The 14,299-nt window shown below is 61.8% G+C and carries 13 protein-coding genes; all 13 read right to left on the bottom strand.

What is annotated here, in order from left to right; genetic code table 11:
* Positions 1–100: 100 nt before the first annotated feature.
* The 13 genes from LBW87_RS17740 to sdhD all read right to left on the bottom strand — a co-directional run bounded on the left by LBW87_RS17740 (position 101) and on the right by sdhD (position 14,297).
* A complete protein-coding gene (locus LBW87_RS17740) occupies positions 101–307 on the bottom strand; it encodes a YdcH family protein (protein ID WP_225202791.1) in 207 nt (68 codons plus the stop codon).
* A complete protein-coding gene (locus tag LBW87_RS17735; RefSeq protein WP_225202790.1) occupies positions 304–1,074 on the bottom strand; it encodes a hypothetical protein in 771 nt (256 codons plus the stop codon). The genes LBW87_RS17740 and LBW87_RS17735 overlap by 4 nt, the downstream gene beginning before the upstream one ends.
* A 20-nt stretch (positions 1,075–1,094) precedes the next feature.
* Positions 1,095–2,192: a cell division protein ZapE gene (gene zapE, locus LBW87_RS17730; protein ID WP_225202789.1), complete on the bottom strand. Its 1,098-nt coding sequence runs from the start codon at positions 2,190–2,192 to the stop codon at positions 1,095–1,097.
* Positions 2,193–2,311: 119 nt separating this feature from the next.
* A complete protein-coding gene (lpdA, locus tag LBW87_RS17725; RefSeq protein ID WP_225202788.1) occupies positions 2,312–3,739 on the bottom strand; it encodes a dihydrolipoyl dehydrogenase in 1,428 nt (475 codons plus the stop codon).
* A 114-nt stretch (positions 3,740–3,853) separates the two neighbouring features.
* Positions 3,854–5,089 (bottom strand): 2-oxoglutarate dehydrogenase complex dihydrolipoyllysine-residue succinyltransferase, encoded by a 1,236-nt coding sequence (gene odhB, locus LBW87_RS17720; RefSeq protein WP_225202787.1) that lies wholly within the window; start codon positions 5,087–5,089, stop codon positions 3,854–3,856.
* An 82-nt stretch (positions 5,090–5,171) separates the two neighbouring features.
* A complete protein-coding gene (locus LBW87_RS17715; protein WP_225202786.1) occupies positions 5,172–8,036 on the bottom strand; it encodes a 2-oxoglutarate dehydrogenase E1 component in 2,865 nt (954 codons plus the stop codon).
* A gap of 393 nt (positions 8,037–8,429) precedes the next feature.
* Entirely contained in the window at positions 8,430–8,777 is a 348-nt protein-coding gene (locus LBW87_RS17710) for a hypothetical protein (RefSeq protein WP_225202785.1), read from the bottom strand.
* Positions 8,777–9,373, bottom strand: coding sequence for a hypothetical protein (locus LBW87_RS17705; protein ID WP_225202784.1), 597 nt, complete (start codon positions 9,371–9,373; stop codon positions 8,777–8,779). Before LBW87_RS17705 ends, LBW87_RS17710 begins: the two co-directional genes overlap by 1 nt.
* A gap of 225 nt (positions 9,374–9,598) precedes the next feature.
* Positions 9,599–10,903 (bottom strand): citrate synthase, encoded by a 1,305-nt coding sequence (gene gltA / locus LBW87_RS17700; protein WP_225202783.1) that lies wholly within the window; start codon positions 10,901–10,903, stop codon positions 9,599–9,601.
* A 147-nt stretch (positions 10,904–11,050) separates the two neighbouring features.
* Complete coding sequence (locus tag LBW87_RS17695) at positions 11,051–11,320, bottom strand: succinate dehydrogenase assembly factor 2 (RefSeq protein WP_008114210.1); 270 nt, start codon at positions 11,318–11,320, stop codon at positions 11,051–11,053.
* Positions 11,321–11,427: 107 nt separating this feature from the next.
* Complete coding sequence (locus LBW87_RS17690) at positions 11,428–12,138, bottom strand: succinate dehydrogenase iron-sulfur subunit (protein ID WP_008114208.1); 711 nt, start codon at positions 12,136–12,138, stop codon at positions 11,428–11,430.
* An 11-nt stretch (positions 12,139–12,149) separates the two neighbouring features.
* Positions 12,150–13,928 (bottom strand): succinate dehydrogenase flavoprotein subunit, encoded by a 1,779-nt coding sequence (gene sdhA, locus LBW87_RS17685; protein ID WP_225202782.1) that lies wholly within the window; start codon positions 13,926–13,928, stop codon positions 12,150–12,152.
* A gap of 3 nt (positions 13,929–13,931) precedes the next feature.
* Complete coding sequence (gene sdhD / locus LBW87_RS17680; RefSeq protein WP_225202781.1) at positions 13,932–14,297, bottom strand: succinate dehydrogenase, hydrophobic membrane anchor protein; 366 nt, start codon at positions 14,295–14,297, stop codon at positions 13,932–13,934.
* Positions 14,298–14,299: the final 2 nt, after the last annotated feature.

Below are 14,299 nucleotides of genomic sequence, written 5' to 3'. Positions count from 1 at the left end.
GGGCTGGCGAGCTGCGACGCCTCACGCTTCAGGCGTACCGGCTCACCGATATCAATCCGCTATTTTACGCGCTCTCACCCTGCAGGTCTGCCCATGCGGCTCAGGCCGGGATATCGGGCACCAGTTGCATCTTCAGCAACGAGATATGGTCCTTGAGCTGCAACTTGCGCTTCTTGAGTCGACGCAGCTGCAAGTCTTCGGCGCGGGCGTCGCGGATGAGCATGTCGATGACGTTATCGAGGTCGCGGTGCTCGACCTCAAGCTCGATGATGCGGCGCTGGATGTCTTCGCGATGCGTGCTGGTCATGGCTGCGTGCTCCGTTTCTTGTCGGCGCGCTCGCGCTCGCTCTCGGCCTTCTTGCGCTCGACTTCCTGGCGATGCTGCTCGGCGTCCTTGATGCGCTGCTGGCGCGCGGCGGCATTGGCTTCACGCTCCGGCGCACGGGCGGCATCCTCGGCCTGCTGCTGGGCTACCCGGGCCTCGTGTTCGCGAATGCGGGCGTCCGGCGCCTGGCCCTGGCTCTGGTCGATGCGCTGCTGCACCTGCGCCCGCTTGCCGTCGCTCTCGCGCGTGTGGCGCTCGGTGGCAGCCTGCCGGTCTTTCTGCTCCTGCACGCGACGGGCGGTCTCGGCCTGGTCATTGGCATGCTGCGCGGCCAATGACTGGTCGCGGTCATCGACCTGGGCCTGGCGGCGATAGGTATTGGCTTCGATCTCGACCTGCTTGATCGATTTCTCGGCCTCACGCTTGCGGTCCTTGGCGTCTTCCAGGCAGGACGACACCAGGAACTTGGCGTAGCACTCGCGCTGGTCCAGCACATATTGCGTCGCCAGCACGCGACGGTCATCCGCGCCCTGTGCCAGTGCGGCCGCAGCGGTTTGCTCGGACTTGATCGAGCCGGCCGGATAGCGTTCGGCCAGGGGCGTGACGGCGTTGGTGGGGGTGTCGGCACTGGCGACGCTCGCCGCCGAAATCAGCGCCGCGGCACAGGCCAGGCGCGCCAGGGCAATGCTGGAAACGCCGCGGTGGCGCAGGGGGGCGGCGATCAGGCCGCGCATGACATTCTTGTCCATCTTGGATCTATCCATTCTCTTCACGACAGGCGGTCGGCGGCGGTGCGGCGATCCGCGTCCAGGTATTCCTTCGACTGCATCTCGATGATACGCGAAACAGTACGGTGGAATTCATTGGACAGTGTGCCGGCAGTGTAAAGCTCGTCCGGCGCGACCGCCGCCGACATGATCAGCTTGACCTTGTGATCATAGAAGACGTCGATGAGCCAGGTAAAGCGACGCGCCTCGGACGACATCGCCGCCGACATCTGCGGGATGCCCGACAGGATCACGGTCTGGAAGCGGCTCGCCAGCTCCAGGTAATCGTTCTGCGAACGCGGGCCACCGCACAGCGTTGCGAAGTCGAACCAGATGGCGCTGCCGGCGCGGCGCAGCGCCCGGATCTCGCGCCCCTCGATATCGACCCGTGAATCCTCGTCGGCGGTCTCGGCCACGGCGGCGAAGGCGTTGCGCAACTCTTCATCCGTGTGGGCATTGAGCGGGGTATGGTAGACCCGCACCTGCTCCAGCACGCGCTTGCGATAATCGATGCCGGCGTCGATGTTCATGACGTCCAGTTTCTCCTGCAGCAAGGCGATGGTCGGCAACATGCGGTCGCGATGCAAGCCGTCGGGATAAAGCGTGCTGGGCTCGTAGTTGGACGTCATCACGAACGACACGCCCAGGTCGAACAGGCCCTTCAACAGGTTGTACAGGATCATCGCATCGGCGATGTCGGAGACGTGGAATTCGTCGAAGCAGATCAGGCGGTATTTCTTGGCGATGCGCTTGGCCACTTCGTCCAGCGGATTGGCGATGCCCTTGAGCTCGTCGAGCTGGCGGTGCACGTCGCGCATGAATTCGTGGAAGTGCACGCGCGTCTTGCGCGTCAGCGGCACGACCGAATAGAAGCTGTCCATCAGGAACGACTTGCCGCGCCCCACGCCACCCCACATGTAGACGCCACGCGGCACGCTGGGCCGGCTGATCAGTCGCTTGAAGGTGCTGGCGCGCTGGGCCTTGTAGGCGGTCCATTCTTCATAGGCCTGCTGCAATCGCATGATGGCGCGCAACTGGGCCTCGTCGGGCTTGTAGTCACGCTCGGCCAGCGAGTGTTCGTAGAATTGACGGACATCCATGGTGGGGGTTCTTTGTGATTGACTGACTCAAAGCAAAATGGGCGAGCCAGGCTCGCCCATCATGATACAGGTACTGCCGCGCTGGCCGGCGGAGAACCACCCGCCAGCGCCCAGCGTCATCAGAAGTTCAATGCGCGCTTGTCCACCGCCAGAGCGGCTTCCTTGGTGGCTTCCGACAGCGACGGGTGCGCGTGGCAGATGCGTGCGATGTCTTCGGCCGAAGCACGGAATTCCATCGCCACCACGGCTTCCGAAATCAGTTCGGATGCCATCGGACCGACGATGTGCACGCCCAGGATTTCGTCAGTCTTGGCGTCCGCCAGGAACTTGACCATGCCCGAGGTATCGCCCAGCGCACGTGCGCGGCCGTTGGCCAGGAACGGGAAGGTACCGGCCTTGTAAGCCACGCCATCGGCCTTGAGCTGTTGCTCGGTCTTGCCGACCCAGGCGATCTCGGGCGAGGTGTAGATGACCCAAGGGATGGTGTTGAAGTTGACATGACCATGCTGGCCAGCGATACGCTCGGCCACTGCCACGCCTTCTTCTTCGGCCTTGTGCGCCAGCATCGGGCCACGCACCACGTCACCCACCGCCCAGACGTTGGCCAGGTTGGTCTTGCAATCGCCGTCGACGGCGATGAAGCCGCGTTCGTCGAGCTTGAGGCCAATGGCTTCGGCGTTGAGGCCGATGGTGTTGGGCGTACGGCCGATCGATACGATCAGCTTGTCGAACTCGCCCTTCTGCGCTGCACCCTTGCTGTCGGTGTACTCGACCGTGACGCTCTTCTTGCCGGCCTTGATCTCGCCGATCTTCACGCCCAGGTTCACGTTCAGGCCCTGCTTGGTCAGCAGCTTCTGCGCTTCCTTGGCGATCTGTTCATCGACCGCGCCCAGGAAAGCCGGCAACGCTTCGAGCACGGTCACTTCCGCACCCAGGCGACGCCATACCGAACCCATTTCCAGGCCGATCACGCCGGCGCCGATCACGCCCAGCTTCTTCGGCACTTCGGTAATGGCCAGCGCGCCCGTGTTGGACAGGATCAGTTGTTCGTCGAACGGAGTGCCAGGCAGTGCGCGGGCATTGGAGCCGGTGGCGATGATCACGTGCTTGGCCGTGATGCTTTCTTCAGTCGCGCCGGCGACCTTGATCTCGTAGCCGCTGGCGTCGCCCTTGGCGAACGAACCGCGACCGTGGAAGAAGGTGACCTTGTTCTTCTTGAACAGGTACAGGATGCCGTCGTTGTTCTGCTTGACCACGGTGTTCTTGCGACCCAGCATCTTGCCCAGGTCCAGGTTCAGTCCCTTGACTTCGATGCCGTGCTCGGCAAAGCCATGACCCGCGTGCTCGAAGTGCTCGGACGATTGCAGCAGTGCCTTCGATGGGATGCAACCGACGTTGGTGCAGGTGCCGCCCGGTGCCGGGCCGCCCTTGTCGTTCTTCCATTCGTCGATGCAGGCGGTATTGAAACCCAGCTGCGCTGCGCGGATGGCGGCGATGTAACCGCCAGGGCCACCGCCGATGACGACCACGTCAAAATTCTTGCTCATGTGATTTTCCTAATTCGTTTGGGCTGCACGCCGACGCGTGGCGCGCAATGGGAAAGGCGCGGAAACGAAAAACCCCCGCAGGTGTTTTTCGTCCGCGCCCTCAACTCATGCCAATTACAGATCCAATAACAAACGGGCTGGATCTTCCAGCGCTTCCTTGATCGCTACCAGGCTCAAGACGGCTTCGCGACCGTCGATGATGCGGTGGTCATAGGACAGCGCGAAGTAGTTCATCGGGCGCACCACGACCTGGCCGTTTTCGACCACGGCGCGTTCCTTGGTGGCGTGAATGCCCAGGATCGCCGATTGCGGTGGGTTGATGATCGGGGTCGACAGCATCGAACCGAAGGTGCCGCCGTTGGACACGGTGAAAGTACCGCCGGTCATTTCTTCGATCGACAGCTTGCCGTCCTTGGCCTTCTGGCCGAATTCACCGATCTTCTTCTCGATGTCGGCGATCGACATCTGATCGGCGTCACGCAGGATCGGCACCACCAGACCGCGTGGCGAACCGACTGCCACACCGATGTCGAAGTAGCCGTGGTAGACGATGTCGTTGCCGTCGACCGAGGCGTTGACGATCGGGTACTTCTTCAGTGCATGCACGACCGCCTTGACGAAGAACGACATAAAGCCCAGCTTGACGCCGTGTTCCTTCTCGAAACGATCCTTGTACTTGTTGCGCAGGTCGATGACCGGCTGCATGTTGATTTCGTTGAAGGTGGTCAGGATGGCGTTGGTCGATTGCGACTGGATCAGGCGCTCGGCCACGCGGGCACGCAGACGGCTCATCGGCACGCGTTGTTCCGGACGGCTTTCCAGGCCGGCAGTGGCGGCAGGCACCTGGGCCAGTGCCGGCTTGGCAGCGGCAGGAGCGGCGGCAGGTGCCGACAGCGCGCCCAGCACGTCGCCCTTGGTCACGCGGCCATCGCGGCCAGTGCCGGTGACTTGCGAAGTCGACAGGTTGTTGTCGGCCAGCAGCTTGGCGGCAGCAGGCATGGCGACATCGCCCTTGCTGGCCAGCTCGGGAGCGGCGACAGGAGTTGGTTCATTGGTCGATTGCGGTGCGGGAGCGGCCTTCACTTCGACCGGTTCCACCTGGGCAGCAGCGTCGGTGTCGAGAATCGCGATGACCTGGCCGGCCACCACGGTGGCGCCGTCGGCGGCGATGATCTGGGCGATCACGCCATCGGCCGGGGCGGGCAGTTCGAGCACGACCTTGTCGGTTTCGACGTCGATCAGGTTTTCGTCACGGGTGACTTTTTCGCCGACCTTCTTGTGCCATTGCAGCAGGGTTGCTTCAGCGACGGATTCCGACAGTTGCGGGACAACTACTTCGATTTGAGCCATTTATATTTCTCCGATTTCGGGTAATTCGTTCATTCAAACACGAACGTGCCGCCCTCGCGACACGCCCGGTTCTCGATATGGGTTACTTGGTCAGCACAAAGCCCTTGAGCTTGGCGAAGGCGGTTTCGATCAACGCCTTTTGCTGCGCATAGTGCTTGTCGTAGTAGCCGACTGCCGGCGACGCGCTGGCCGGACGACCCGCATACGCCAGCTTCTGACCTTCGGACAGGTTCTCGAAGATGTTGTGCTGGATCTGCAGCCAGGCGCCCTGGTTCTGCGGCTCGTCCTGCGCCCACACCAGTTCGTTGAAGTTCGGGAACTGCTTGAGGGCAGCGGCGAACGTCTTGTGCGGGAACGGATACAGCTGCTCGACACGGATGATGGCGGTGTCGGTCTGGCCACGTTCCTTGCGGGCGTTGACCAGGTCGTAGTAGACCTTGCCCGAGCAAGCCACGATGCGCTTGACCTTCTTGGCGTCGATGGTTTCGTCGACTTCCGGGATCACGGTCTGGAACGAACCCTTTGCCAGGTCGGACAGGGGCGAACCGGCGTCCTTGTTACGCAGCAGCGACTTCGGCGTCAGGATGATCAGCGGCTTGCGGAACAGGCGGATCATCTGGCGACGCAGCACGTGGAAGATCTGCGCGGCGGTGGTCGGCTGCACCACTTGCATGTTGTTGTCTGCGCACAGCTGCAGGTAACGTTCCAGGCGTGCCGACGAGTGTTCCGGACCCTGGCCTTCATAGCCGTGCGGCAGCATCTGCACCAGGCCCGAAGCACGACCCCACTTCACTTCGCCGGAGCTGATGAACTGGTCCATCACCACCTGGGCGCCGTTGGCGAAGTCGCCGAACTGTGCTTCCCAGATGGTCAGGGTGTTCGGCTCGGCAGTCGAGTAGCCGTATTCGAACGCCAGCACCGCCTCTTCGGACAGCACCGAATCGATCACGGTAAAGGGCGACTGGGTCTCGGTCACGTTCTGCAGCGGCACGTAGGTGCCGGCATCCCAACGCTCACGGTTCTGATCGTGCAGCACGGCGTGGCGGTGCACGAAGGTGCCGCGGCCGGCATCCTGGCCGGTCAGGCGGATCGCATAACCGGACGACACCAGCGAAGCGTAGGCCAGGTGTTCGCCCATGCCCCAGTCCAGGTTCATCTCGCCGCGCGCCATGGCGGCGCGATCGTTGATCACCTTCTCCACCAGCGAGTGGGCCTTGAAGCCTTCGGGGATGGTGGTGATCTTGGCGCCCAGGCGCTTCAGTTCGGCCAGCGGCACTGCGGTTTCGGCCGCATCGGTCCACTTGCGGTTCAGGAACGGCAGCCAGTCGACGGCGTACTTGCTCTTGAAGTTGGTCAGCACCGGATCGAGGGTGTGCTTGCCGGCGTCCATCGCGGCACGGAAGGCCTTGACCAGTTCTTCGCCACCATCGGCCGGCAGCGTGCCTTGCGCGATCAACTTGTCGGCGTACAGCTTGCGGGTACCAGGATGCTGGGCGATCTTCTTGTACATCAGCGGCTGCGTCAGCGCCGGGGTGTCCTGCTCGTTGTGACCCAGCTTGCGGAAGCAGATGATGTCGACCACGATGTCCTTCTTGAACTTCATGCGGTAGTCGACTGCGATCTGGGTCGCAAACACCACGGCTTCAGGATCATCACCGTTGACGTGCAGCACCGGTGCTTCGATCATCTTGACCACGTCCGAGCAGTACAGCGTCGAACGGGAGTCGCGCGGGTCGGAGGTGGTGAAGCCGATCTGGTTATTGATCACCAGGTGAACCGTGCCGCCGGTGCCGTAGCCACGGGTCTGCGCCAGGTTCAGGGTTTCCATCACGACGCCCTGGCCGGCGAATGCGGCATCGCCGTGCACCAGGATCGGCAGCACTTGCGAACCGTCCTTGTCGCCGCGACGATCCATACGCGCCTTGACCGAACCCTCGACCACCGGATTGACGATTTCGAGGTGCGACGGGTTGAACGCCAGCGACAGGTGGACCGGGCCGCCTGGGGTGCTGACATCCGACGAGAAGCCTTGGTGGTACTTGACGTCGCCGGCCGGCAGGTCGTCTGCGTGACGGCCTTCGAATTCGGAGAACAGTTCCTGCGGGGTCTTGCCCAGGATGTTGACCAGCACGTTCAGGCGACCACGGTGGGCCATGCCGATGACGATTTCCTGCACGCCCTTTTCACCGGCGCGCTGAATGGTCTCGTCCAGCGAAGCGATGAAGCTTTCGCCGCCTTCCAGCGAGAAACGCTTCTGGCCGACGTACTTTGTGTGGAGATAACGTTCCAGGCCTTCGGCTGCGGTCAGGCGCTCGAGGATGTGCTTTTTCTTCTCGGTCGAGAAGCTCGGCGCGGCGCGGGTCGGCTCCAGGCGCTCTTCCAGCCAGCGCACTTCGGCCATGTCCGAGATATAGGTGAATTCGGCGCCGATGGAACGCGTGTAAGTGTCGCGCAGCATCTGTTGCAGGTCGCGCAACGATGCCGTTTCAGGGCCGAAATAGGTATTGTTGATATTGAAGACGATGTCCAGGTCGGCATCGGTGAAGCCGTAGAACGCTGGATCGAGTTCTGGAATGCTGGGGCGTTCCTGGCGTTGCAGCGGGTCCAGGTTGGCGAAACGGGAACCCAGGTCGCGGTAGCCGGCGATCAGCTGGGTGACCGCCACGCGCTTGCGACCCATGTCGGAATCGGCCGAGGCGATCACGGTGCGGATCGGGCCTTGCTTGGCGCGCTCTGCGAACGAGGCGATCACGGGAGCATGGGCAACATCAGCACGGGCCGAGCCATCGGTGGCAGGTACATGCTGTACCGCGTCGAAATAGGCGCGCCAGTTATCGGGGACCGAACCGGGATTTTCCAGATATTGCTCGTACAGTTCTTCAATGTACGGAGCATTCCCACCGAACAGGTAGGAGTTGATGTTGTACTGCTCGTAGAGCTTCGTCATTTGCTCACCTTTCTTCGCGCTTCGCGAAATTGGCGGGTTTCTACACCTTCCGCGACACGGCCTGACCGGTTAGCGGATTGCACATCAAGTTGTGGGGAAGGACCTTTTTCCATCTGAACATCGATATATATCCAGGTAGGTTGTGCGGGATTATATCCCCATATGCTTATTAAATATCTGGCATTTCCACTTTTTCCTATGCGGCGTTGCATCATCGCAGCGCGCCGCTCAAGCGGGCGCTGCCACTGCCCGTCAAGCCTGCGCCGAGGCCCGTGGCAAGCGGCGAACCTGGTCATGCGCCGACTCGCGCAAGGTGATGAAAAATGGTCATTAACCCTCCCTCGGCTTCAAATCTGCGGCAACGAATAATTTCTAGATTGCAACATGAACGGTTTAGTGCACGGCGCGGGACGACCTCGGAGCACTGCCGTCGACATAGCCATAATAGGCGCCGTCCTGGTCCAGCCCACCCAGCAGGTTGTCGCCACGATAGAAATTCTGGATCGCCAGTTGTGGCAACGATGCGCCGCCGAAGCTGACGCGAAGATCGTCACCGCTACGACTCAGCACGACCTCATCGGGGGCAAGACCGCCCTCCTCGCTCAACAATACGCAGCCGCGCCTGACCGCACTGGCATCGAGCACCAGCAGCGAGCCGCCATCGGCGCCAGGCTCCAGAAAATGCACGCTGGACTTGCCCGCGCCATTGTTGATCACGACCCGGATCTTCCTGGCGCTCATCATTGCGCTCCCCTGCTTTCCAGCGCGGGGCGCCCCATGCGCGCGAGCCTGACCTGGCACCAGCACAGGATGCCGATGACCACGCCCGCCCACAGGATAAGGCTGAGCCAATGCGCCTTGGCGGCGCCAGCGCCAGAGGCAACGGCGTCTGCACAGGCCGCCTGCGGTCGGGCCAGGATGGCGAAGCCGGCGTAGTCCGCCAGCAGGACCGGGGCGTTGAGCGTGACGGTGCCGCGCTCCATTTCGGGCAGCATCACCACATACGCAGGCGCGGCCGTGTCGGCATCGTCGATGGCCATCAGCATGCAGGCACGCCGATCAAGACGCAGCAGGATCACGGGCAACGGCAGCATTGACAGACTATCGAAGCCACATTCGACCAGACTGGCGACCAGCCCGGCGCTACGCAGCGCCTGCAGCGCCGTGGCCGGCGTCAGGGCGAGACCATCGGGCAAGCCGTCGCACAGCGCAGCCGCACTGCGGTCGACGCCATGGTGATGGCACATGTGGTGAACGGTGACCAATAACGAATGCAGGGCTCCGGCAAATGCGGGCTCCTGCTCCTGCCCCCCGGCAGGTCCGAACTGTGAATCCATTGCGCTCCCCCGAGAACAATTTCCTCCCCCTGCTGCGGCACCTCGTTGCCTGCGTGTAACCAGACACCGGTGTGAGCTTTAATTCGTTTTGTTGATACTACCCTAACTTTGCGATTCACAAGCACGCAAAATCGTAGACAAACCTTCAACACCGTCGCACCGACGAACAAAAAAAACCGCCCGGATGATCCGGGCGGTTTTTGTCCAGCCAACTGCGGGCAGTGATCAGCCGCGCTGGTCGACCGGGGTCACGTCACGACGTGGCGAACCGACGAACAACTGACGCGGACGGCCGATCTTCTGTTCCGGATCCGAGATCATTTCGTTCCACTGGGCAATCCAGCCGACGGTACGCGCCATGGCGAAGATGCAGGTGAACATCGAAGTCGGGATACCCAGCGCGCGCTGGACGATGCCCGAGTAGAAGTCGACGTTCGGGTACAGCTTGCGCGAGACGAAGTATTCGTCTTCCAGGGCGATCTTTTCGAGCTCCATGGCCAGCTTGAACAGCGGGTCGTCGTGCAGGCCCAGTTCGTTCAGCACTTCGTAGCAGGTTTCACGCATCAGCTTGGCGCGTGGATCGTAGTTCTTGTAGACGCGGTGACCGAAGCCCATCAGCTTCACGCCCGAGTTCTTGTCCTTGACCTGCTTGATGAACTCAGGAATCTTGTCGACCGAACCGATCTGTTCCAGCATCGACAGCGCCGCTTCGTTGGCGCCGCCGTGGGCAGGGCCCCACAGGCAGGCGATACCGGCTGCGATACATGCGAACGGGTTGGCGCCGGACGAACCGGACAGGCGCACGGTCGAAGTCGATGCATTCTGCTCGTGATCCGCGTGCAGGATCAGGATACGGTCCAGCGCGCGCACCAGCACGTCGTTGACCTTGTACTCTTCGCACGGGTTGGCGAACATCATGCGCATGAAGTTGGCACTGTACGACAGGTCGTTGCGCGGATACACGAACGGCTGGCCGATGTTGTACTTGTAGGCCATCGCCACCAGCGTCGGCAGCTTGGCGATCATGCGGATGGCCGAGACGTCGCGGTGCACCGGATTGCTGATGTCCAGCGAGTCATGGTAGAACGCCGACAAGGCGCCGACCGAACCGGTCAGCACGGCCATCGGGTGCGCATCACGACGGAAACCGCGGAAGAAGAAGTTCATCTGCTCGTGCACCATCGTGTGATTGGTGACGGTCTCCACGAAGGCGGACTTTTGATCGGCTGTCGGCAGTTCGCCGTGCAGCAGCAGGTAGCAGGTTTCCAGGAAGTCGCAGTTCACGGCCAGCTGTTCGATCGGGTAGCCGCGATACAGCAGCTCGCCCTTGTCGCCGTCGATATAGGTGATCGACGAGTTGCAGGCGGCAGTCGACATGAAACCGGGGTCATAGGTGAACTTGCCGGTGGCGCCGTACAGCTTGCGGATATCGATCACGTCAGGGCCGATGGTGCCCTTGTAGACAGGAAAATCTACGGATGGAGACCCGTCGGAAAACGACAGGGTAGCTTTGATATCGGTGTTGGACATAGCTATTCCTTTTGCTGGGATGGTGAAACCGTTAATCAAAACCGCGACCGCAGTGCCTGGCTTTCCCGCTATTGCGGAGCTGGGTGGTGCTGTTCAAACAGGCCGCGTTCTAGCAAAATCCGACTGGCTTTTGGCCAGGCGCAAAAATCAGATGGTGCGCAGTTGCTGCAGCAGTGCATGCACATGCGGCAGGTCGACCGCCGCTTCGGGCTCCTTGCGAGCCAACAGCAAGTCCATCAAGTCGTGATCGGTCAGGTCCATCAACCGCGAAAATGCATCGACCTCGTCATCCGTCATGTCGACTTCATGGGCGTCGAGATAACGGGTCAGGATCAAATCATTCTCGAGCAGGCCTCGGCGTGCTCGCCAGCGCAGTCGTGCGCGTTTGGCCGGGTCATCCTGGTGACGTTCAGTCATGCCTCGCTCACTTCAATTCTTGTTTTAATTCGAGATACTACCGAATTCCGGCAATTCGGGTCGCCCGTACCCGCCATCAAGGCCGGTACGGGCAGCCTGCGACACACTTACACCGCGCGACGCACCATCAGTTCCTTGATCTTGCCGATGGCCTTGTTGGGGTTCAATCCCTTCGGGCAGACATCGACGCAGTTCATGATGGAACGGCAGCGGAACAGGCGATACGGGTCTTCCAGTTCGTCCAGTCGATTGGCGGTGGCTTCGTCGCGGCTGTCGGCGATGAAGCGGTACGCCTGCAACAGGCCGGCCGGACCCACGAACTTGTCGGGGTTCCACCAGAACGACGGGCACGACGTCGAGCAGCAGGCGCACAGGATGCACTCGTACACGCCATCGAGTTCTTCACGCTGTTCGGGCGACTGCAGGCGCTCTTTTTCAGGCGGGATGCTGTCGTTGATCAGGTAAGGCTTGATCGAATCGTACTGCTTGAAGAAGTTGGTCATGTCGACGATCAGGTCGCGAATGACCGGCAGGCCCGGCAGCGGCTTCAACACGATCGGCTCGGTCAGCTCGTTGAGGTTGGTGATGCAGGCCAGACCGTTCTTGCCGTTGATGTTCATCGCGTCCGAACCGCACACGCCTTCGCGGCACGAGCGGCGCAGCGCCAGCGAATCGTCGACGTCGGACTTGATGCGTTGCAGGGCGTCCAGCAACATCTTGTCGGTCGGCTTGAGCTCGACCGTCAGGTCCTGCATGTACGGCTTGTCGTCCTTGTCCGGATCGTAACGGTAGATTTTGAATTTCAGAGTGCGAGTCATGTTGCGACCTCTTAGAAAGTACGTGCTTTAGGCTTAAATGTCTCGACCGTCAGCGGCTGCATGTTGACGGGCTTGTAGTCGAGACGATTCCCCTCGGAAAACCACAGTGTGTGCTTGAGCCAGTTGACGTCGTCGCGCTGCTCGAAGTCGCTGTGGGCGTGGGCGCCGCGCGATTCCTTGCGGGCTTCGGCCGAAGTGATGGTGGCCTTGGCGGTTTCGATCAGGTTGTCCAGCTCCAGGGCTTCCTGGCGGGCGGTGTTGAACACCTTGGACTTGTCCTTGAACGAGACATGCTTGCGACGCTCGTCGAGTTCCATGATCTTGACCTTGCCCTCAGCCAGCAAGGCGTCGGTACGGAACACGCCGCAGTACTTCTGCATCGTGGCGCGGATGTCGTTGGCCACGTCCTGCACGCGCTCGGAACCGGTGCTGGTTTCCAGGCGGGCGATGCGTTCCAGCGAGCGGTCCAGCGCGCCGGCCGGAATCGGCTTGTGGCTCTGGTCCTGCAGGCGGGTGCCGACAATGTGGTTGCCGGCGGCACGGCCGAACACCACCAGGTCGAGCAGCGAGTTGGTGCCCAGGCGGTTGGCGCCGTGCACCGACACGCAGGCGCATTCGCCGATGGCGTACATGCCCTGCACCACTTCTTTTTGCGAGCCGCCCTTGGGCGCTACGACCTGACCGTACACGTTGGTCGGGATACCACCCATCTGGTAGTGGATGGTCGGCACCACGGGGATCGGTTCCTTGGTGGCGTCGACGTTGGCGAACTTGTGGGCGATCTCGAGAATCGATGGCAGACGCTTCTTGATGGTGTCGGCGCCGATGTGACGCAGATCCAGCAGAACGTGATCCTTGTGCGGACCGACGCCACGGCCTTCCTTGATTTCCTGGTCCATCGAGCGCGACACGAAGTCGCGTGGGGCCAGATCCTTCAGGGTCGGCGCATAGCGCTCCATGAAACGCTCGCCGCTGCTATTGATCAGGATCCCGCCTTCGCCGCGCACGCCTTCGGTGATCAGCACGCCCGCGCCGGCCACGCCGGTCGGGTGGAACTGCCAGAACTCCATGTCCTGCAGCGGCAGGCCGGCGCGTGCGGCCATGCCCATGCCGTCGCCGGTGTTGATGAAGGCATTGGTCGAGGCGGCCCAGATACGACCCGCGCCGCCGGTGGCGAACAGGGTGGTCTTGGCGTGCAGCATCATGATTTCGCCGGTTTCCATTTCCAGCGCGACCACGCCGAGGACGTCGCCCTCTTCGTTGCGGATGATGTCCAGCGCCATCCACTCCACGAAGAAGTGGGTCTTGGCGCGCACGTTACGCTGGTACAGCGTGTGCAGCAGCGCGTGACCGGTACGGTCGGCAGCGGCGCAGGCGCGCTGCACCGGCTTTTCGCCGAAGTTGGCGGTGTGGCCACCAAACGGACGCTGGTAGATGGTGCCGTCGGGATTGCGGTCGAACGGCATGCCGAAGTGTTCCAGCTCGTAGACCGCCTTGGGCGCCTCGCGGCACATGAACTCGATGGCATCCTGGTCACCCAGGTAATCCGACCCCTTGACGGTGTCGAACATGTGCCAGTACCAGTTGTCCTCGGACATGTTACCCAGCGACGCGCCGATGCCACCCTGAGCGGCGACCGTGTGCGAGCGGGTCGGGAATACCTTGGAAAGAACCGCAACGTTCAAGCCGGCTTCGGCCAGTTGCAGGGAAGCACGCATGCCGGAGCCGCCGGCGCCGACGATGACCGCGTCAAAGCGACGGGTAGTGATGGCGGATTTGATAGCAGCCACGATTTAAATTCTCCACAGAATCTGCGCGGCATAGCCTGCGCAACCAACCAGCCACAAGATCGTGGCAACTTGCAGAACCAGGCGCAGGGCGACCGGTTTGACGTAATCCATCAGTGCATCGCGCACGCCGATCCAGGCGTGGAAGAACAACGCCATCAAGGTGACGAAGGTGGCGATGCGGAACCATTGATGCGAGAACAACGCAGCCCAGCCCTGATAGCTGAAGTTGGTCGAGGTAAAGAAGCACACCAGCAGGATGATGGTGTAGAGCGCCATCACGACGGCGGTGGCGCGTTGCGCCAGCCAGTCACGCAGGCCGTAATGGGCGCCCACGACCAGGCGCTTTGGTCCGATATTGTTGTTAGCCATTT

Origin of the sequence: Herbaspirillum sp. alder98 (genome assembly GCF_020179755.1) — a bacterium.
Lineage (GTDB): Bacteria > Pseudomonadota > Gammaproteobacteria > Burkholderiales > Burkholderiaceae_D > Herbaspirillum.
Note: the sequence above shows the minus strand (reverse complement) of the source record. Positions and strands in the feature narration are given on the sequence as shown.